Origin of the sequence: Pseudoduganella lutea (assembly GCF_004209755.1) — a bacterium.
GTDB classification, from domain to species: Bacteria; Pseudomonadota; Gammaproteobacteria; order Burkholderiales; family Burkholderiaceae_D; genus Rugamonas; species Rugamonas lutea.
Genome location: NZ_CP035913.1, coordinates 1654166 through 1674112 on the forward strand (window position 1 = coordinate 1654166; position 19947 = coordinate 1674112).

Genomic DNA, 19947 nt, shown 5'->3' on the forward strand with positions numbered 1-19947 from the left:
TAAGTTCCTGATGGAAAGTATAGCTGCCGTGCGACATGTCCAATAATCTTCTTGAGTCCTACCTCGCCGCGCCCGCCGGTTTCGATGAAATGCTCGACGCGGCCGGCGTGCCGCGCGCGCACTGGCGCGCCATGCTCGACAGCCTGGAGCACGAACCGCCCGACATGATGCGCCAGCGCCACGAAATGGTGCAGCGGCAGGTACGCGAAAACGGCGTGACCTACAACGTGCGCGCCGACGCCGACGGCATGCAGCGCCCGTGGGATTTGAACGTGCTGCCGCTGATCCTGCCGCACGAGGAATGGAGCGGCATCGAGGCGGCGGTGATCCAGCGCGCCCGGCTCCTCAATAAAATCCTCGGCGACGTCTACGGCCCGCAGGACATGCTGCGCGAAGGCCTATTGCCGCCAGCGCTGGTGCACGGCCACGCCGGCTTCCTGCGCCCCTGCCACGGCATGAGTCACCACGACGATATCGCCCTGCACTTCTACGCGGTGGACCTGGCAAGGGCGCCGGACGGCCGCTGGTGGGTGCTGGCCGACCGCACGCAGGCGCCATCTGGCGCCGGCTATGCGCTCGAAAACCGCGCCATCATTTCGCCCACTTTCCCCGATCTGCTGCGCGAACTGAAGGTGCAGCCGCTGGCAGGCTTCTTCCGCACGATGCACGACAGCCTGGTGCACTGGGGCCGCCTGTCCGCGGCCAAGGGCGATTCCCCGGCACCGCTGCGCGAGAGCGAGATGCCGCTGATCGTGCTGCTCACGCCCGGCCCGCGCACGGAGAGCTACTACGAGCAGGCCTATCTCGCGCGCCATCTCGGCCTGCCGCTGGTCGAAGGCAGCGACCTCACCGTGCGCGACGGCGTGGTGTACCTGAAAACATTGGCGGGCCTGCACCGGGTGCACGTGATCATCCGCCGCGTGGACGACGAATCGTGCGACCCGCTCGAACTGCGCAGCTCCATGCTGGGCGTGGCGGGCCTGACGCAGGCGGCCCGCCGCGGCAATGTGCTGGTGTCGAACAGCCTGGGTTCCAGCCTGCTCGAATCGGGTGCCCTGCTCGGCTTTTTACCGGCCCTCTCTCGCCGGCTGCTGGGTGAACCGCTCAAGATGCCATCGGTGGCCACGTGGTGGTGCGGCGAACCCGCCGCGCTGGAAGCGGTGATTGGCAAACTGGACCGGCTCGTCATCAAGCCGAGCTTTTCCCAGCTGCCGCCGACCACGGTGTTCGGCCAGGACCTGACCGGCGACGCGCGCGAAGCTCTTATCGCCAAACTGCGCGCCAATCCAAACAACTACATCGCCCAGGAAGTGGTGCAGTTTTCGCGGGCGCCCGTCTGGAAGGCCGGCACGGGGCCCGGCCTGCAACCGCGCGCCATCGGCCTGCGCGTGTTCGCCTGCGCCACGCCGAACGGCTATGTGGTGATGCCGGGCGGCCTGACCCGCGTGGCCACCGGCCCCGATGCGCGGGTGCTGACGATGAAGATGGGCGGCGCCAGCAAGGACACGTGGGTGCAGGCACGCGCCCGGGTGGCTGTGCCGCGCCTGCAACAGCGCAGCATCACCGGCGCTGACCTCGTGCGCGAAGACAGCAACCTGTCGAGCCGCGTGGCGGAAAACCTGCTGTGGTTCGGCCGCTATGCGGAACGCTGCGACAACATCGCCCGCCTGCTGCGCGTGGCCCTGAACTTCCTGTTCAACGTGCGCTTCGACCAGCGCGGCGCCGAATGGCCGACCGTCGAGGCACTGTGCATCTGGTTCCAGCTGATCGATGGCGAAAAACGGCCGGTGGCCGGACAAGCAGTGCAGATGCAAAGCCAGACTTCCGGCCAAGGTGCTCAATCGCAAAGCCAGAGCCAGGCGGTTGCCATCTTCACAGATGCCGAACTGGAGTCGGCCCTGCTGCTGGCCGTGGTGTCACCGAATGTGCCCGGCCTGGCCCGTCAGCAGCAGCAACTGGTGCGCCTCGCCGGCCAGTTGCACGAGCGCTTCTCGATCGACAACTGGCGCGCGTTGAACCGCATGGCGCAGCCGGCCACCCCGCCCGGCGAGCGGCCGTCGCAATCGGAAGCGATGACGATCCTCGACGACGCCGCCTCCGCGCTGATGACGCTCGCCGGCTTCGCCCTCGACGGCATGACGCGCGACCTCGGCTGGCGATTCATGTCGATCGGCCGCCGCCTGGAGCGGCTGCAGTTCCAGAGCGTGGTGCTGCAGCGCGCGCTGGCGATGGATGAAAACGGCAACCTGGAATGGCTGCTCGAACTGTCGGACAGCATCATTACCTACCGCTCCCGCTACCGCGCCCAGCCCGAGTGGCTGCCGGTGCTCGACCTGCTGCTGCGCGACGGCACCAACCCGCGCTCGATCCTGTTCCAGATGGATGGCATTCTCGGAGCGCTTCGCAAGATCGCTTTGACCCATGGAGCCTGTGGCGTCGAGTTGCTGGCGCCGTTGCGGGAGGAAGTGCTGGCGCTCGAGCCGGATGCCGACCTTAATTACGCCAATGCGCATTTGAGCGATCTTCTGAGCCGCATCCAGCTTGCCAGTGCCGCCTTGTCGGAGCAGATCAGCGTGCAGTTCTTCAGTTATACGGATGGGCAGCAGAGGAGCCGGAGATCATGAGTGACTTGCTCCCTTCGAGTGAGGTGCGCGCGCGGTATCGGGTGGTGCATGAGACGCGGTATCGGTATCAGAGCACGGTGACCTTGTCGCAGCAGTACCTGCATCTGACGCCGCGGTCGTTTGCTCTCCAGCAGACCGAGTCGCATCAGATCTGGGTCGATCGTTCGGTGGACGATACGCGCGATGGCACCGACTATTTTGGGAACTGTACGCGGCATGTTTCGCTGACGGTGCCGCATGACAGTTTGCTGGTGCATGCGGAATCGACTGTTGCGCTATTTGCGCGCCCTACCCTGGTGGATATCGGTGGCACGCTGCCCTGGGAGGGGACGCGGGACATGATGACCAAGGAGAAGAGTGCCGCCACCCTGGAGGCTTGCCGGTATCTTTATGGGTCGCCGCATGTGTATATGTTCCCGGAATTGGAAGCCTATGCGCGGGTCAGCTATACGCCTTGTCGGCCGCAGCTCGATGCCGCGCTGGAGCTGACACATCGGATTTTCGAAGATTTCGAGTTCGATGCCAGGGCGACGGAGATTTCGACGCCGTTGGAGCAGGTGCTAAGGGGCCGGCGTGGAGTTTGCCAGGATTTTGCTCAGCTCATGATCGGCTGCTTGCGCAGCCTCGGGCTGCCGGCTCGTTACGTCAGTGGGTACATCCTAACGCATCCGCCGGCGGGGAAGCCGCGGTTGGTGGGGGCGGATGCTTCGCATGCCTGGGTGTCGGTGTTTTGTCCCGAGATGGGGTGGGTGGATTTTGATCCGACCAACCGCTGCCTCGTGGGGCATGAACACATTACGCTCGGGTGGGGACGGGATTTCAGTGATGTGACGCCGATGCGGGGGATTGTGTTGGGAGGTGGGGGCAGGTGCTGGATGTGGAGGTGACGGTGACGCCGTTGTGAGGCGAAGGTCAAATAAAACGTCCTTGATCCGAGGCCAGCACCAATCCCGGCAGAGATAGGAGATCTCCTATCTCATCCCTATGCTTCCCAACCTGCGGGTCAGCTGAGTGGTATCACACAGCCCTGCCACCTCAAAACTTACCCTGTTAGTCGACGTTAGCTCAGCCACTGCAAGCTGCCGCCCCAACCCGCGGCAACGTCACCTCCAACTGACACCCCATCCCCGCCCCGTCGCTTTTCGCACTGACCGCCCCGCCATGCAGGTGCACAAGACTCCTGGCCAGCGCCAGCCCGATCCCCAGCCCACCCTGGCTACGATCCAGCCCCTGCGCGCCCTGTGAAAACAGGTCAAACGCACTATCGATCAGCTCCGCGGACATCCCGATCCCGTTATCCCGGATCGAGATCGTCAACGTCCTGGCCTGCGCCTCGAGAAGCAGTTCGATACGTCCGCCATCCGGTGTGTATTTCGCCGCATTCCCAAGCAGGTTCGCGAACACTTGCACCAGGCGCTTGCGGTCGCCTTTGACCATCACCTGCACCGGTGCAAGCAGCACATCCAGGTGATGCTGGTGGCGTGTGACGAGTGGCCGGACTTGTTCGATGGCGTCGGCGATCACGTCCTTGATGTTCAGTTCCGCGGTGTCCAATTCCACCTTGCCGCGCGTAACTCGTGAAACGTCCAGCAGGTCGTTGATCAGCGAGGTCATATGCGCGGCCTGCCGGGCGATGATCGCACCGGTACGCCGCACGACGCCTTCGTCGAAGTGGAAGTTGGACAGGATGGCGGACGCCGACATGATCGGTGCGAGCGGGTTGCGCAGCTCGTGCGCGAGCATGGCAAGGAACTCATCCTTCTTCTGGTCCGCCGTGCGCAGTGCGCTCTCGGCGTCGACGCGGTCCGTGATATCCATCTGCGCGATGACGGCGCCGGTGATGGCGCCAGTCTCGTCGCGCACCGGGCGGGCCGAATTGAGCACGGTGCGACGGGGCCCGGCCGCATCGAATGGCGCGATCTCGATCACCTGGCGCGGCGTTTCCTCGCCGAGCAGGGCCCGCGCCAGCGACCATTCGTGTGGCGCAAGCAGCTGTCCGTGTTGTGCCGAGCCATCGGCCCACCATCCCCGCCGTGGTTGCCCCGGCCCGAGGTCGGTGGCGTCGGGGTGCAGTCCCAGCATCCTGCGATTTTCGGCATTCATCGTGACGATTGCGCCGTTGGCATCGGCGATGACAATGCCGACAGGCGCGGCCTCCAGCAGCGCATCGGTGCGCCGGCGCTCGGCTTCGGCTTGGCGGGACACTTCCAGGGCAAGCCGCTGGCTCTCGCGCAGCTCACCCTGCACCTGTGCCTGCCGGGCGATCAGCAACGCCTGGTCCTTCACGACCTTGCGCAACTCGATCTGGCTCATGATCTGCTGGGCGAGCGTGGCCAGCACGAACTGCTGCTGCTGCGTCAAGCCATGCGGCCGCGGTTTCACGTCAAGTACGCACAAGGTTCCCAACGGGATACCCGCCTTTGTTTTCAACAGCTGGCCTGCGTAGAACCGCAAGCCCGGCTGTCCGGTCACCAGTGGATTGCAGGCGAACCGCGCATCTTCCCGTGTATCGGGCACGATCATCAGCTGGTCTTCCAGCAATGCGAACTTGCAGATCGAATCGCCGAGCGGCATCTCGCGGGTGCCGAGGCCCACTTCCGACTTGAACCATTGCCGATCCTTGGCAATCAGGTTGACGGCGGCAATCGGCGCATCGAGCAGCTGGCTGGCGAGCTTGACGACGTCGTCGAAGGCCTGCTCCGCAGGCGTGTCGAGGATGCCGTAGGAATCGAGTATGGCAAGACGCTCGGTTTCGTCGTGCCGGTCAGCGTCCACAATGGACCAGTGTCGAACCAGGCTGCAATCGCGCAAGCGCCTGCAAGCCATCATGGGCCACCTCTACCTTGCAGCCCGGCCATCGCACCAGCGCGGAAAGCATGGCGGCGGTGTGGCATGGTTTGTTCATATGTCCCCCGTGTTATCGATCGATCACCGGCGCGGTGCATCGCAATTCCCGGGCTGTGTCACTTTTAACCAGTATAGACAACGGCCGAGCAGCAGGATGCCGTCCGGCGTGGGACAGGGACACCACGCTTCGTAGGACGAGCGCCCTGTGTCACTTCAGGTATTACAAATGTGGGAAGTGCTGCCCGATGGCCGATGGCCTGGCGTTGTAGCGGTCGGCGCACATGGGCGGCGCGACCTTGTCATGCAATCCACGCAAACCGCCGGCGGCGTTGGCGCCGCCAACCGATTCGCTAGAAGGACTTCCATTTGCTGATCTGCACTGTGGTTCCCTGGCCAGGGGCCGATTCGATATCGAATTCGTCCGCCAGCCGCTTCGCGCCGGACAGTCCCACGCCCATGCCGCCACCGGTGGTGTAGCCATCGGTCAAGGCGAGATCGATATCGGCGATGCCTGGTCCCTGGTCGATGAACGCGAGGCCGATTCCTTTGCGCGAACCGGTGAGGAGCCTGCGTACATGAGCTTCCCCGCCGCCGCCATAGCGCAGCGTATTGCGCGCCAGTTCGCTGGCGGCGGTGATCATCCTGGTCTGCTCAAGGAGCGAAAAACCCGCGGCGATCATCAGTTCGCGAACGCACTGGCGCAAGCGCACTACGTCCTCGTCGGAACGGATTGACAGGTGTTGCGTATCGACGTCCGTATAGCTCAAAGATCGCCTGTCTCGAAAGGGGTCAAGTGGCGTTTCGCTGCAGCAGCGAGATGCCTTTTTCAACGTTCAGCGCGGTCTGCACGCCGTGCAGCGTGAGGCCCAGCTCGACGAGGGTGATGGCCACGGCGGGCTGCATGCCGACCAGCACCGTGCGCGCATCGAGGATACGCGCCATTGCCGCGGTATTGCTGATCATCCTGCCGATGAAGGAATCGACGATGTCCAGCGCCGAGATGTCGATCAGCACCCCGCTCGCGTGGTCCTTGACGATGCGCGTGGTCAAGTCGTCCTGCAGTGTCATCGCGAGCCGGTCGTGCATGTCGACCTGGATCGTGACCAGCAGCAGGTTGCCCATTTTCAGGATGGGGATATGCTCCATCGCCACCTCAGAAAGTCTGTTCGGCGCGCGTCACGTTTGCGCCCACGCGTTTCAGGGCAACCAGGAACGCATCGGCCAGCGTGGCTTTCGTGGTCACGTCTTCCAGGTTCACGCCCAGGTGCACGATGGTCTGCGCGATCTGGGGGCGAATGCCGCTGATGATGCAGTCCGCGCCCATCAGGCGCGCCGCGGCCACCGTCTTCAGCAGGTGCTGCGCCACCAGCGTGTCGACTGTCGGCACGCCGGTAATGTCGATGATCGCAATCGATGCGCCGGTCTCGATGATCTTCTGCAGCAGGTTCTCCATCACCACCTGGGTGCGGGCACTGTCCAGCGTGCCGATCAGCGGCAGCGCCAGCACGTCCTTCCACAGCTGCACGACTGGCGTGGACAGTTCCAGCAGCTCCTGCTGCTGGCGCATGATCACGCTTTCGCGACCGCGCTGGTACTCTTCGATCGTGAACAGGCCCATGCGGTCAAACAGCGTGCCCGCTTCCGTCATCACGGTGGTGATCGTGTCCGGCTCATGCGCCATCGTCTGGCGTACCAGCTCGAACAGCGGTTCTTTCAACGAGAAGATGAACGCGGCCGTGTCGGTCGATGAATAACCCTGGCGCAAGCGCCCCATGGAAATCTCGGCCAATGTCTGCCGCACGTCCGCCCATGCGGGCGAGTTGAATTCATAATTCTGGCTCCGCTCCAGGGTGGCCGCTACCTCTGGCAGGAATCGCGTGGCTTGCTGGCGGATCTCCCCCTCGGCCACCTTGTCCCGGCGGACCATGCGGGACAGCATGCCGCCCAGCCACACCTCCAGCAAGGTTGCCTGATGTTCGTTGAGGGTTTTGGCCAAAAGGCCTGTCGTTGCCATGCTCATGCATTCTCCTGGGTTATTGCCGAACTACTTGGTGAGTGGCTTACCCAGTATCACACAGAAATAAGTTATCAATGCATTAATCGGAGAATGGGCCGGGATGACCGGCCGGCTGGTGTACGAAGGAGCATCCTGGGCGCGGAATACGTGTCAATGCCCGGCAGGATGGCAGTAAGGAGGGCGAAACCTACGGTCCGCGATGACGGAGAAGCCGCACCGAGAAGGTGCTGCCGGCATCCTTTCCATCGCTGCGCGCGGATACCGTGCCGGCATGGGCCTCGACCAGCCGTTTGACAAGTGCCAGTCCAAGGCCCAGGCCACTGTCGCGAGCGGCCACCGTCAGGTCAGCCTGGACATACAAGTCGAACATGGTGGGAATCAGCTGCGGATCGATGCCAATGCCATCGTCGGCGACTTCGACGACCGCGTGCTCCCCGTCGATGGCCAGGCGGATGCGGATCTCGCTGCCGGAAGGCGAGTATCGGCTGGCGTTGGACAACAGATTGCTCATCACCTGGGTCAGTCGGGTGCGGTCGCCGACGACAACCGCGTCAGCGCATGCGACCATTCGAACGGCCTGGACCTTCGCGGCGATCAGCGCCCCCACCTGCTCGATGGCGGACTCCGTCACCTGCCCCAGGTCGACGACTTCGCGCCCGAGCGCGATCGTCCCGCGTTCGAAACGGGACACATCGAGCAGGTCTTCCGCAAGCCGGCTCATATACCCTACCTGGCGCTTGATCAGCCTGCCGATGTTGGCGATTTGCGCGGCGTCGAGGTGGCTTGCGTTGATCAGCAGTTCGGCGGCACCGTTTGCCGCTGAAAGCGGGCTTCTCAGTTCGTGGGCCAGGACGGCGAGGAACTCCCCCTTCTGCGCATCGGCCTTCACGGCAGCGGCATAGCGCACCTCGTTGCTCCATTGACGCTCTGCGAACTGGCGCGCCTGGCGTTCGAGGATATCGGCGCGTGCCGTCAAGACCGAATTGTCCGCCGTCAGGCCGGCGATCTTTTGATGCAAGGTGTCCTGGCGAAGGCTGGATCCCCGGCGAATATCGGCCGACGATGCATCGACCTTGGCGAGCCCGGTCGCGAAAGAATCCTTGGTCAGCGAACTGCTGGCAGGACACTGCCGCCACATGACGATGGCGCCGTCCGCTTGGTCGTAATCGATCGTATCGGCCCAATCGTTGGCCAGGCGCAGCGGCTCGGCCAAGGCGCTGCGATCGAGAGGGTTCGAGGCCCCGGTGGCGATGGAGATACCCAGGCGTGTCGATGGCATCGCGCCCCCCAGGCTGAATTGCAGGGTACCAGCGGCGCCGGATGACACCACGCTGCGAACGATATCGGAAACGATGGTGCCGAGCCTCACCTGATTCAATGAACTGAAGCCGCAGATCGCAGCGACTTGCAAGGCGCGCTGGCGTGCGGAAAAGACATCAAATTCATTGATAAGTTGAACGGTTAACATAAGTAGGGAGGCTGGCTTGGCGACGGCAAGTCGCAGAAATGATGTAGATCGCTGCATTCTAACGTGAGGATGCTGACAGATGTCGACAACTTCACTGCCTTAGGTCGATGGCGGTGAGCTGACTGCAGTGCCGTTTTGGCGCTTGGATGCTTACTTGAGGGCGTTTCACTGGGGGACAGGGATCTCTACGAGTCGCTGCATGTAGATTCGTTTCCGGAGTTGGAAGCGCATGTGCGGGAGAGTTATACGCCTTGCCGTCCGCAGCTGGATGGCGCGCTGGAGTTGACGCATCGGATTGTTGAACATTGCGAGTTTGATGCCTGGGCGATGGAGATTTCGACGCCGTTGCTGCCTGGTTGGCGATAGGCACATTACGCTTGGGTGGGACGGGATTTTAGTGATGTGATGCCGATGCGGGGAATTGTGTTGCGGAGTGGTGCAGGTGTTGGACGTGGAGGTTACTGTGACGCCGTTGGGGGTGATGGGCGAAAGTTAATGGCCGGAGGAGACGGCGGTCGTACGCTGCACAAGCTGGCCGTGTCGGCCCCAGACTTTGACCGCCACCCTCAGGATATGGCCCATGGTAGGTGCATCCTCACCACGGGCCTACGGGAGTTACCGTGCGGAGCCTTTCGACCGCCGACGGCTCAGGCCGATAACTGACAAACCAATCCCGAGCATGGCGATGGTCGTTGGCTCAGGGACGGAGGAGACCACGCTGGCCACTGTTTCGTTCGTGCTTGTCCACCTCTCTGAGCCTCCACCATCGTTGCCCCAGCCCCAGGTCTGCTCAGTGGGACTCCAAGAGGCGTCGCGTCCACCCGCCCAGCCCGACTGACCGTCATTTGGGTCATAGTATGCTGTGAACCCTACAGCGATTGAATAATCGTCGACGTTGCGATAGCTGAAACTCAGATGGTAGTCCCTGGTCGGGCTGTCGGATGCCAAGTAATCGACGCCTTCGGCATACAAGCTTGTCAGCTCGTCCGCGGTGATGACGTTATCGCCGTTTACATCTTCGCCAGTGAAACTGGCTACGAGCTTAGCGGACGGCATCCACTCTACAGGGTAGTCCCTGAACTGATAGTTCGCGCCTTCATACGTGAAGGTCACGGAAATCGGCGCAGCATGCACTGAGGCCATTGCCGTCAGCAGCAAAGCAAGCAGGGCTTTCTTCATTCTGACTCCTGAGAAAAGTTGAGATTGCCATCATATCCGACACCCGGTCTTTATTGCACAAATTGCAATTTGATAGTCAGTGATTTCTCTCTGGGTTAAACATCCGCATACCTGACTTCCGTGGGAATTGGAGAGAATCATATGTTGGCAAAATGCTAGACTTAAATCCTTTACACCTAACGTAGAGGGGAAGCATAAATGAAATCTTTCATGGCAGCACTGATCTTGGCATCGAGCGCTTTTCAGGCCCATGCAGCTCTTATCACGATGGAATACACCGCAGTCATTACACAAATGTTTGAGACAGAGAGTATATGGCCGTACACCGATGTGCCGGTGCAAAGTAATGACTTCACTGGGTTCAGCATTTCAGTCGGTCAAACGGTTACGGGTACGTTCTCATATGACACGGAAACCGGGCTCGGTCGGGATGGCAATTGGGAAATGGGTTACAACTATTACTTGTCTGGTGCGAAGTTTCAGCAAACGTTGAAGTTTGAAAACTCCTCCAAGGTATTTTCCTTTGAAACGAGCGACAACTTGATCACAACCGCGTATGACGACCCATACATGATTCGCACAGAAGGCTGGAGCGATGAAACCTATATGGCCAGCCTACGCGGCCGTTTCAACCATCCAGCCGCGGATAGCATTGCAGAGGGATACCTGCCAGCAGCAAATCAATGGAACGGCTTTGCCGACGATAGCTTTGTTGAGTTTCGGCAAAGTTCATACCTGGATTTCACGACCATGATGCTGAGAGCCGACATTACGGATATTCGCGTCATATCGGCGGTACCTGAGCCATCCACTTATCTGATGCTCGGAGCGGGCCTCTGCATGGTTGCGTTGGCCCGCCGTAGCCGCCGTGCGCCGCCCACCGCGCACGCCTGATGAACCGGACGTGATGCCTAAGTGAGCGGACTACACAGACGAGCGACAGCATCCATGGTCGGTGCTATCGCAAGTTCCAACTATCGGTAGCGCTCAGTGCCTGTTACGGGTGCCGAAGAGTGTAGTCTGCAGTTCACAACAATGACTGTTCAGATGCATAGCATTCGGCATTCAGAGGGCGCTTCACTTCCCAGGCTGATGGGATAGCCCTTTGGCTTGGGCAACGTAACGGCGTCGCGTCGCACCAATGAGGAGCAGGCCGGCGCCCATCATTGTCCATATACCAGGCTCGGGTACCGGCAGAGCAGCCGTATATACAGTCAGCAAGGGGTCGACGTAGTAGACCTCAGTAGTGCCATAAGCCTTATGCCAGGTCCCAAACTCCTCGTCTGGCATTACGTAGTAAGTTGCGAAGCTTCGGGCGCTGCTCCACACCTCCATCGTGAGATCGAAGTTGCTCAAGCCAGCCGGATTCGACAGATTCCACCCCACTGGTATCGGGGTCGTAAAGTTCGAGACGAAATACTGCTCGGTCAGCGGTTCCGAGGCGCCGACATCAGAAATGGCCGCACTAGACCATGCATAGGTTGCGAATCCGCCATAGCCATCGATGATAGCGTTACTTGGTAACGTTGGCGGTTTTCGGATCGCATAGGTCGAGGCGGAAAATTCAATGCCCGTGATTTGGTATCCGAGAGCAGCCTGCAGAGTCATTGTAGCCCAAACATACGCTAACATATGGGAACCACCTGCCCGCACATCAAGCGCGCCCTCAAAACTATCCAGACTGATTACTGTCGAAGTCTGACTGGTTGACAGGATGCTAATCGAGGCAGTTGGCACTTCTACTGACACTGGTAACTGGCTATAGCTCTCGTACGAAGATATATCGAGCGCGAATGCTGGAACTGAAACTGAAGTTTCCGCGAGCGCTACAGAGTGCAACAGTATCGCTGGAACCGCTAGAAGGGGCGTAAAAATAGAGCGCATGCTTTCTCCAGCCGTTATAAATAAGACATGTATATTAGCGTGTTACGTAGCGAATGTATGCCTCATGTGGTAACGGCACGACAATAGCGAATGGCTAGTAAGGCCTGCATCGATGGCCTGCTGCTGACTGACCAGCACACCTTCCGTCTGAATGCTCGCTTGCGAGAGGTTGTTGGACCGCAGGTGCACGGTGCCGCCGTTGATCGCGCGGATCTGCGGCACCAGCGCCTCGGCGGACACGCCGCCCCACTGCGGCGGAGGCCAAGCCTGCCGCGCCGCAGAGCCACAACAGGAGCGCGCTGAAACCCATCCGCGCCATTTTCGGCTAGATGGGATTCAACGACATCAAACCGCGGCACGTCTACCAGTATGTCGACCGTGCCGAACGCAAGACCGGCACGCGGCAGGAGATGAAAGTGTTGTCGCACGCGCTGACGAAAGCGCTCGAGTGGGGCCTGATCGACCGGCGCTCATTCAAGGGCGAGGTCCAGCTGACTGGCGAGAAAGCACGCACCAGGTACAGCAAGGACTAGGAGATTGTTGAGTGCCTGTCGCTGGATTCGAAGCGGAAGACCGGCAGCGTGCTGGCAGTCCAGGCATACATCCGCATCGCTTTACTGACCGGCATGCGCCGCGGCGATAAGCGAGATCGAATAGTACAAGGCTGCGCAATAGTACAAATGAAAAGGGCCGCTATCGAAGCGGCCCTTATAGAATCCCTGGCGGAGAGACGGGGATTCGAACCCCGGTTAGGCTATGAACCTAAACACGCTTTCCAGGCGTGCGACTTAAACCACTCATCCATCTCTCCTGCATTCTCCCGCGTTGCGAGAGGCGCAGATTATAGCAGGTGGCCTGTAGAGTGCAAAGTTTTTTCTCGGAAAGGAACGGGCTCGGTGGTTTGCCTGGGTCACCTGCGCTTGGGCTCATCATGTGAGACCAGGAGCGAGAGCAGCCCGGAAGCACGAACGCCGCCAGGGCAAAGAACCAGGGAGAGGCACCAACCGCGAGAACCGTTGCCTGTCGCCTGACGCCTGCACAGGCCGAGCACACAGCAGCCCCAGAATCAAAGGCTGGGGACAGGCCCGCAGGGCCTGTCCCCATGGCATAAGCCGCAGACTTAAGCGGTTTCCTTCAACTGATCCAAGATCGCCGGGTTCTCGAGCGTAGAGACGTCTTGGGTGATGGACTCGCCCTTCGCCAGCACCCGCAGCAACCGCCGCATGATCTTGCCCGACCGCGTCTTCGGCAGATTGTCCCCAAACCGAATCTCCTTCGGCTTGGCAATCGGCCCAATCTCCTTGCCCACCCACGTGCGCAGCTCGGCAGCGATCCGCTTGGCTTCCTCCCCCGTAGGCCGCGCCTGCTTCAACACGACAAACGCACAGATCGACTCGCCGGTCGTATCATCCGGCTTCCCAACCACGGCAGCCTCAGCGACCAGCGGATTGGCGACGAGAGCAGATTCGATCTCCATCGTCCCCATCCGGTGCCCGGAAACGTTCAGCACATCATCGATCCGCCCGGTGATGGTGAAGTAGCCCGTATCCTTGTTCCGGATCGCCCCATCGCCAGCCAGGTAATACTTCCCACCCAGCTCCTCGGGGAAGTAGCCGGACTTGAAGCGCTCCGGGTTGTTCCAGATCGTGCGGATCATCGAAGGCCATGGGCGTTTCACCACCAGGATGCCGCCCTGCCCGTTCGGCACGTCGGCGCCGGATTCGTCCACGATGGCGGCCATGATGCCCGGCAGCGGCAGCGTGCACGAACCCGGCACCATCGGCGTGGCACCCGGCAGCGGGGTGATCATGTGGCCGCCCGTTTCCGTTTGCCAGAACGTGTCCACGATCGGGCAGGCTTCGCGGCCCACGTTCTTGTAGTACCACATCCAGGCTTCCGGGTTGATCGGCTCGCCCACGGTGCCCAGCAGGCGCAGGGACGACAAATCAAAACTCTTCGGGTGCACCTTGTCGTCGGCGTCCGATGCCTTGATCAGCGAGCGGATCGCCGTGGGGGCCGTGTAGAAGATCGTCACCTTGTGTTTCTGCACGTTTTCCCAGAAGCGGCCCGCGTGCGGGAAGGTCGGCACGCCTTCGAAGATCAGCTGCGTGGCGCCCACGGCGGTCGGGCCGTAGGTGATGTAGGTGTGGCCGGTGACCCAGCCGATGTCGGCGGTGCACCAGTACACGTCGTCCGGCTTGATGTCGAAGCTCCACTTCATCGTCAGCGCGGCCCACAGCAGGTAGCCGCCGGTGGCGTGCTGCACGCCCTTCGGCGTGCCGGTGGAGCCGCTCGTGTACAGGATGAACAGCGGGTGCTCTGCTTCCACCCATTCCGGCTCGCATTCGGTGGCCTGGTTGTCGACCAGGTCGGACAGCCAGATGTCGCGGCCATCCTTGAAATTGATGTTGCCGCCAGTGCGCTTGTACACGACCACGTTCTTGATCGTGTCGCAGCCGCCCATGGCCAGCGCTTCGTCGACGATGGCTTTCAGCGGCAGCTGCTTGCCGCCGCGCAGTTGCTCGTCGGCGGTGATCACGGCCACGGCGCCGGCGTCGATGATGCGCTCCTGCAGGCTCTTGGCCGAGAAGCCGCCGAACACCACGGAGTGCGTGGCGCCGATGCGGGCGCAGGCCTGCATCGCGGCCACGCCTTCCACCGACATGCTCATGTAGATCACCACGCGGTCGCCCTTCTTGATGCCGAGGGACTTCAGGCCGTTGGCGAACTTGCACACCTTCGCGTGCAGGTCTTTATACGTGACGTTGGTGACGGCGCCGTCGTCCGCCTCGAAGATGATCGCGGTCTTGTCGGCATTGCCGTTCTGCAGATTGCGGTCCAGGCAGTTGTAGCTCACGTTCAGCTTGCCGTCCTCGAACCATTTGTAGAACGGCGCGTTGTCTTCGTTCAGCGTGCGGGTGAACGGCGTTTGCCAGTCCACGTTCTCGCGTGCCAGGCGGGCCCAGAAGCCTTCGTAGTCGCGCTCCGCCTCGGCGACCAGCGCGTTGTAGGCATCCATGCCGGATACGGCGGCGTTGGCCGTAAAGGCCGCGGGCGGGTTGAATACGCGGGTTTCAACGAGGCCCTGCTGTTCGGTAGCTGCGTTCATGCTTTGTCTCCATCGTGGTAGTTGTTTGCCAAGACAGTACGGCGAGGCGCTTACAACGCCCTTACAGTGCCTTGGTCCGGCAAAGGCATTACTGCCATTCTAACCACTATGGAGAGTGTGCGAGGAGGTACCCGCTGGATCAGTTGGCCGCTGCCACCGCTTCGGGCGCGGCGGTGCCAGCCCGCGCAGGCAGCGCGCGGTCCAGTGCAGCCATCAGCAGGCGGCGCACCATGCCGCTCAGTTTGACTTCCAGCAGCCAGTGCGCGAGCGCGGCGAGCGGCAGCGCGAACAGCACGGTGAGGAAGACCTGGGCCCAGGTTTTCGTATCGACGCCCCATTGCGGCAGGTAGCGCAGCAGCAGCATCTGGCCCAGGTAATGCGTGAGATACATCGAATACGACACGGTGCCCAACCACACCAGCGCGGCGGGCGGTTTGAAGACCACGGTCTTGCTGGCCAGCGCGAGCAGCGTCACCATCAATGCCAGCGGCCAGCCCCATTGGGCCGGGCCGTGGAAGGTGCCGATCCTGCCGAATACGAACCACGCGGCGAAGCCGATGCCGCACACCGTCATCAGCCATGCCGTTTGCACGCTGTGCACGCGGAACCAGCTGCACAGGTACAGGTGACCGATCGCCACGCCGGCCAGGAATTCCCAGATGATGGGGTTCATCGCCAGGTGCAGCCAGGGCGAATGCGTTGCCAGGTGCTGGCGCACGTCCAGCGTGGGGCCGCCGCGGTCCAGCGGCAGCAGCATCAGCGTGATGAACATCCAGACAGCGAACGCGAACCAGCGCAGCCGGCCGGCCAGCATGCACAGGCCAAAGGCGAGATAGAAATACATCTCGAACGCCAATGTCCAGCCGAGCGGGAAGGCATAGCCGAAGAATGGCGGGTTGGCCGGGTCCACCGGCATGTACAGCAGCGACTTCACGAACTGTTCGATGCGCGCCGCGTCGGCGAAGTAACTGCCGCCGTGCCTCAGCAGCACCCAGCCTAAGGTGATCACGGCGTAGGCGGGCCAGATGCGGGCCACGCGTTTTACACCAAAGAGCGCAGCACTGCGCACGCCGGTCATGCCGGTAGTGGTGTACACCATGATGAAGCCGCTGATGATGAAGAAAAGGTCCACGCCCATGGCGCCCGGCATCATGAGCCTGTCGGCAAGCGCGAACTGGTCGGTGTCGAGCAAGACGTAGCGTGTGTGCGTGAGCACCACGAGCAGCACCGCGATGCCGCGCAGCGCCTGCACCCAGTGCAGTTTGTCGTCCGCCTCCTTCATGCCCAACGTTCCTTCGCTTGCAAAAAAGGCCAGAGTGTAGCATCGCAGCACCGCTGAAATGGCCCTGCGGCGGGGCTGGCTGCTGCGGCAACGGGCACTCGCGTGTAGAATGTCGGGTGTTTTTATCCGCACTATTCCCACCGGAGCCATTATTCAATGACCGATCCGAAGTACCCGAACGGACGCCGCCTTTCCCCCATTGCCTCCTTTATCTTCATGTCCCGCTGGCTGCAGCTGCCGCTGTACCTGGGCCTGATCCTTGCGCAATGCGTGTATGTATTCCACTTCTGGGTCGAACTGAAGGATCTGATCGGTGCCGCGATGGGCAACGAAGCCTCGCTGCAGCACATCATCGCCGCTGTGACGGTGCCGGGCGGCGAACCGCCAACGAAGCTGAACGAAACCACCATCATGCTGGTGGTGCTGGGCCTGATCGACGTGGTCATGATCTCGAACCTCTTGATCATGGTGATCGTGGGCGGTTATGAAACCTTCGTCTCGCGCATGCACCTCGAAGACCACCCGGACCAGCCGGAATGGCTGTCGCACGTGAACGCGTCGGTGCTCAAGACAAAGCTGGCCACGGCGATCATCGGCATCTCGTCGATCCACCTGCTGAAAACCTTCATCAACGCCCAGGTGTACGATGCCAAGACGCTGATGGCGCAAACCCTTATCCACATTGCATTCCTGCTGTCCGCCATTGCGATCGCCTACACCGACCGCTTGATGACCGGCACGCAAAACGGTTCAAAGAATCACTAATCCAGCCAACCGCAAGAGAACAGTCATGACCATCATCAAGCAAGACGACCTGATCGAATCCGTGGCCGCAGCGCTGCAGTACATCAGCTATTACCACCCTGCCGATTACATCCAGCACCTGGGCCGCGCCTACGAGTCGGAGCAGAGCCCAGCCGCCAAGGACGCGATCGCGCAGATCCTGACCAACTCGCGCATGTGCGCCGAGGGCAAGCGGCCGATCTGCCAGGATACCGGCATGGTCAACGTGTTCCTGAAGATCGGCATGGGCGTTCGCTTCGAGGGCTTTACTGGTACCGTTACCGACGCCGTGAACGAAGGCGTGCGCCGCGCGTACAACTTCGCGGACAACAAGCTGCGCGCATCGATCGTGGCCGACCCGCACTTCGAGCGCAAGAACACCAAGGACAACACCCCGGCCGTCGTCCACATGGAACTGGTGGAAGGCAATACGGTTGACGTGGGCGTCGCGGCAAAAGGCGGCGGCTCCGAGAACAAGACCAAGTTCGTGATGCTGAACCCTTCCGACTCGCTGGTCGACTGGGTGCTGAAAACCGTGCCGCTGATGGGCGCCGGCTGGTGCCCGCCGGGCATGCTGGGCATCGGCATCGGCGGCAGCGCCGAGAAGGCCATGCTGCTGGCAAAAGAGTCGCTGATGGAAGACATCGACATGTTCGAGCTGAAGAAGCGCGGCCCGCAGAACAAGCTCGAAGAGCTGCGCATCGAACTGTGCGACAAGATCAACGCGCTGGGCATCGGCGCGCAGGGCCTGGGCGGCCTGACGACCGTGCTGGACGTGAAGATCAACATGTACCCGACGCACGCGGCATCGAAGCCTGTCGCCATGATCCCGAACTGCGCCGCTACGCGCCACGCGCACTTCGTGCTCGATGGTTCCGGTCCGGCCTACATCGAGCCGCCGAAGCTGTCCGACTGGCCGAGCGTGTCGTGGGCACCGGATACGGAAAAGTCGAAGCGCGTGGACCTGAACACGCTGACGAAGGAAGAAGTGGCGTCGTGGACGCCGGGCCAGACCCTGCTCCTGAATGGCAAGATGCTGACCGGCCGCGACGCCGCGCACAAGCGCATCCAGGACATGCTGGCCAAGGGCGAGCCGCTGCCGGTGGACTTCACCAACCGCGTGATCTACTACGTGGGCCCGGTGGATCCGGTGGGCAGCGAAGTCGTGGGCCCGGCTGGCCCGACCACTGCAACGCGCATGGACAAGTTCACCGACATGATGCTCGAGAAGACCGGCCTGATCTCGATGGTCGGCAAGGCCGAGCGCGGCCCTGTGGCGATCGAATCGATCCAGCGCCACAAATCGGCTTACCTGATGGCCGTGGGCGGTGCTGCTTACCTGGTGTCGAAGGCGATCAAGAATGCCAAGGTGGTGGGCTTCGAGGACCTGGGCATGGAAGCGATCTACGAGTTCGATGTGGTCGACATGCCGGTGACCGTGGCTGTCGATTCCACCGGTACTTCGGTGCACCAGACCGGGCCGAAGGAATGGGCTGTCAGGATCGAGAACCTGAAGGCGGAAGGCGCGCTGGCTTGACTGCCCACTCGCGCCTGATGCCCTGACGGGGCCAGCGCTCTGGTGTCGGACACCGGCTTCATGGTGTCGGACACCGGTTTTCGTTTCCGGCGCCGGTTACTATGTCGAATACCAGGGCGTTCACCCCAGATGCAAAATCCGGAGTCAGACCCGCCGGGTCTGACCCCAGCAGTTCGCTCTTGGGGTTGATGCAAGCGCTTTCGGCTCACCGATAAAGCCTCACATTCCGCATTCCATCAGGAGCCCGCGATGACCCACCCCACCCTCCCCGTCAATGCCGAATCTCCCATCGGCATCTTCGATTCCGGCGTGGGCGGACTTTCGGTCCTGCGCCACGTGCACGCACAGCTGCCGCATGAACACCTGATCTATTTCGCCGATTCCGGTTACGCGCCTTACGGTGACCGCGAAGAAGAATGGGTGATCCAGCGCTCGCTCGCGGTCGCCGCATTCCTGTTCGGGCAAGGCGTCAAGGCGCTGGTGGTGGCCTGCAATACCGCCACCGTCGCCGCCATCAAGGCCATTCGCACGCAGTGGCCGGGCGTGCCGATCGTGGGCGTGGAACCGGGCCTGAAACCGGGCGCCGCGGCCACGAAGTCCGGCAAGGTCGGCGTGCTGGCCACGGACCGCACGCTGCACAGTGAAAAATTCCTCACCCTGCGCGACCAGGTCGCCGCCGCCACGCAGGCCGAGTTCCTGCTGCAGCCCTGCATCGGCCTCGTCGACCAGATCGAACTGGGCCAGCTCGGTTCGGCCGGCACGATGGCGCTGCTGGAACAGTATGTGGTGCCGCTGCTCGATGGCGGTGCCGATACGCTGGTGCTGGGGTGCACGCACTACCCGTTCGTCGAACAGGCGATCCGCAACGTGGTGGCGCAGCACACGACCGGGCCCGTCGCCCTGATCGACACCGGCGACGCCGTCGCCCGCCAGCTCGCCCGCCTGCTCGAAGGCGCCGGCCTGCTGCGCCCCGCCGGCGTGGCCCACCTGCGCGGCTACACCACCGCCAACCCCGCCATCCTCGCCGAAGCCTTCCGCGCCCTGCTCTCGCTCACGCCGCAAGTCGATTCGGTCGTCGTCGCCTGAAAAACCTGGGACAGACCCCTGTTTCCAGGAAATTTCCTCAAAACAGGGGTCTGTCCCCTGTTTTGAGGAAATTTTGCAAAAATAGGGGTTTGCCAGATGCCAATCGGCCTTGTATAATGCGGCCTCTGTTG

Annotated in this window: 16 protein-coding genes and 1 tRNA gene; 7 read left to right on the forward strand and 10 right to left on the reverse strand. The window is 61.9% G+C overall.

Annotated elements, in window-relative coordinates; genetic code table 11:
• Positions 1 to 35 precede the first annotated feature (35 nt).
• Together EWM63_RS07005 and EWM63_RS07010 are read left to right on the forward strand one after the other, a co-directional pair.
• Positions 36 to 2624, forward strand: a complete 2589-nt coding sequence (locus tag EWM63_RS07005; RefSeq protein ID WP_130185885.1) for a circularly permuted type 2 ATP-grasp protein — start codon at positions 36 to 38, stop codon at positions 2622 to 2624.
• Positions 2621 to 3511, forward strand: a complete 891-nt coding sequence (locus tag EWM63_RS07010; protein WP_229487778.1) for a transglutaminase family protein — start codon at positions 2621 to 2623, stop codon at positions 3509 to 3511. The genes EWM63_RS07005 and EWM63_RS07010 overlap by 4 nt, the downstream gene beginning before the upstream one ends.
• A 178-nt stretch (positions 3512 to 3689) precedes the next feature.
• Here the strand turns inward: EWM63_RS07010 and EWM63_RS07015 are convergent, their stop codons facing one another.
• From EWM63_RS07015 to EWM63_RS07040, 6 genes are all read right to left on the reverse strand, one after another.
• Entirely contained in the window at positions 3690 to 5453 is a 1764-nt protein-coding gene (locus tag EWM63_RS07015; RefSeq protein WP_130185886.1) for a sensor histidine kinase, read from the reverse strand.
• A 368-nt stretch (positions 5454 to 5821) separates the two neighbouring features.
• Positions 5822 to 6238, reverse strand: a complete 417-nt coding sequence (locus EWM63_RS07020; RefSeq protein WP_229487779.1) for an anti-sigma regulatory factor — start codon at positions 6236 to 6238, stop codon at positions 5822 to 5824.
• 22 nt (positions 6239 to 6260) lie between these two features.
• A complete protein-coding gene (locus EWM63_RS07025) occupies positions 6261 to 6617 on the reverse strand; it encodes an STAS domain-containing protein (protein WP_130185887.1) in 357 nt (118 codons plus the stop codon).
• 7 nt (positions 6618 to 6624) lie between these two features.
• A complete protein-coding gene (locus EWM63_RS07030) occupies positions 6625 to 7491 on the reverse strand; it encodes an STAS domain-containing protein (protein ID WP_130185888.1) in 867 nt (288 codons plus the stop codon).
• Between the two features lie 184 nt (positions 7492 to 7675).
• Entirely contained in the window at positions 7676 to 8956 is a 1281-nt protein-coding gene (locus tag EWM63_RS07035; RefSeq protein WP_165390770.1) for a sensor histidine kinase, read from the reverse strand.
• A gap of 615 nt (positions 8957 to 9571) precedes the next feature.
• Positions 9572 to 10135, reverse strand: coding sequence for a PEP-CTERM sorting domain-containing protein (locus tag EWM63_RS07040; protein ID WP_130185890.1), 564 nt, complete (start codon positions 10133 to 10135; stop codon positions 9572 to 9574).
• Positions 10136 to 10345: 210 nt separating this feature from the next.
• Between EWM63_RS07040 and EWM63_RS32290 the strand changes: the two genes are divergently transcribed.
• Positions 10346 to 11029 carry a PEP-CTERM sorting domain-containing protein gene (locus EWM63_RS32290; protein WP_229487780.1) on the forward strand — a complete coding sequence of 228 codons (684 nt, stop codon included), beginning with the start codon at positions 10346 to 10348 and terminating at the stop codon, positions 11027 to 11029.
• Positions 11030 to 11212: 183 nt separating this feature from the next.
• Here the strand turns inward: EWM63_RS32290 and EWM63_RS32015 are convergent, their stop codons facing one another.
• Positions 11213 to 12019 (reverse strand): PEP-CTERM sorting domain-containing protein, encoded by an 807-nt coding sequence (locus tag EWM63_RS32015; RefSeq protein ID WP_207221256.1) that lies wholly within the window; start codon positions 12017 to 12019, stop codon positions 11213 to 11215.
• 329 nt (positions 12020 to 12348) lie between these two features.
• Here EWM63_RS32015 and EWM63_RS07055 point away from each other — a divergent pair, with 329 nt between their 5' ends.
• A complete protein-coding gene (locus tag EWM63_RS07055; protein WP_130185891.1) occupies positions 12349 to 12552 on the forward strand; it encodes a hypothetical protein in 204 nt (67 codons plus the stop codon).
• A gap of 187 nt (positions 12553 to 12739) precedes the next feature.
• Here EWM63_RS07055 and EWM63_RS07060 read toward each other — a convergent pair.
• From EWM63_RS07060 to EWM63_RS07070, 3 genes are all read right to left on the reverse strand, one after another.
• A tRNA-Ser gene (locus EWM63_RS07060) sits at positions 12740 to 12830 on the reverse strand.
• 309 nt (positions 12831 to 13139) lie between these two features.
• On the reverse strand, positions 13140 to 15128 hold the full coding sequence (acs, locus tag EWM63_RS07065; RefSeq protein ID WP_130185892.1) for an acetate--CoA ligase: 1989 nt from the start codon (positions 15126 to 15128) through the stop codon (positions 13140 to 13142).
• A 139-nt stretch (positions 15129 to 15267) separates the two neighbouring features.
• A complete protein-coding gene (locus EWM63_RS07070; protein ID WP_165390771.1) occupies positions 15268 to 16410 on the reverse strand; it encodes an acyltransferase family protein in 1143 nt (380 codons plus the stop codon).
• Positions 16411 to 16566: 156 nt separating this feature from the next.
• Here EWM63_RS07070 and EWM63_RS07075 point away from each other — a divergent pair, with 156 nt between their 5' ends.
• The 3 genes from EWM63_RS07075 (at position 16567) to murI (ending at position 19816) form a co-directional block, all read left to right on the forward strand.
• Positions 16567 to 17175 carry a TIGR00645 family protein gene (locus tag EWM63_RS07075; protein ID WP_130185894.1) on the forward strand — a complete coding sequence of 203 codons (609 nt, stop codon included), beginning with the start codon at positions 16567 to 16569 and terminating at the stop codon, positions 17173 to 17175.
• Positions 17176 to 17200: 25 nt separating this feature from the next.
• On the forward strand, positions 17201 to 18730 hold the full coding sequence (locus EWM63_RS07080; RefSeq protein ID WP_130185895.1) for a fumarate hydratase: 1530 nt from the start codon (positions 17201 to 17203) through the stop codon (positions 18728 to 18730).
• Between the two features lie 249 nt (positions 18731 to 18979).
• A complete protein-coding gene (murI, locus tag EWM63_RS07085; protein ID WP_130185896.1) occupies positions 18980 to 19816 on the forward strand; it encodes a glutamate racemase in 837 nt (278 codons plus the stop codon).
• The last annotated feature ends 131 nt before the right edge of the window (positions 19817 to 19947 follow it).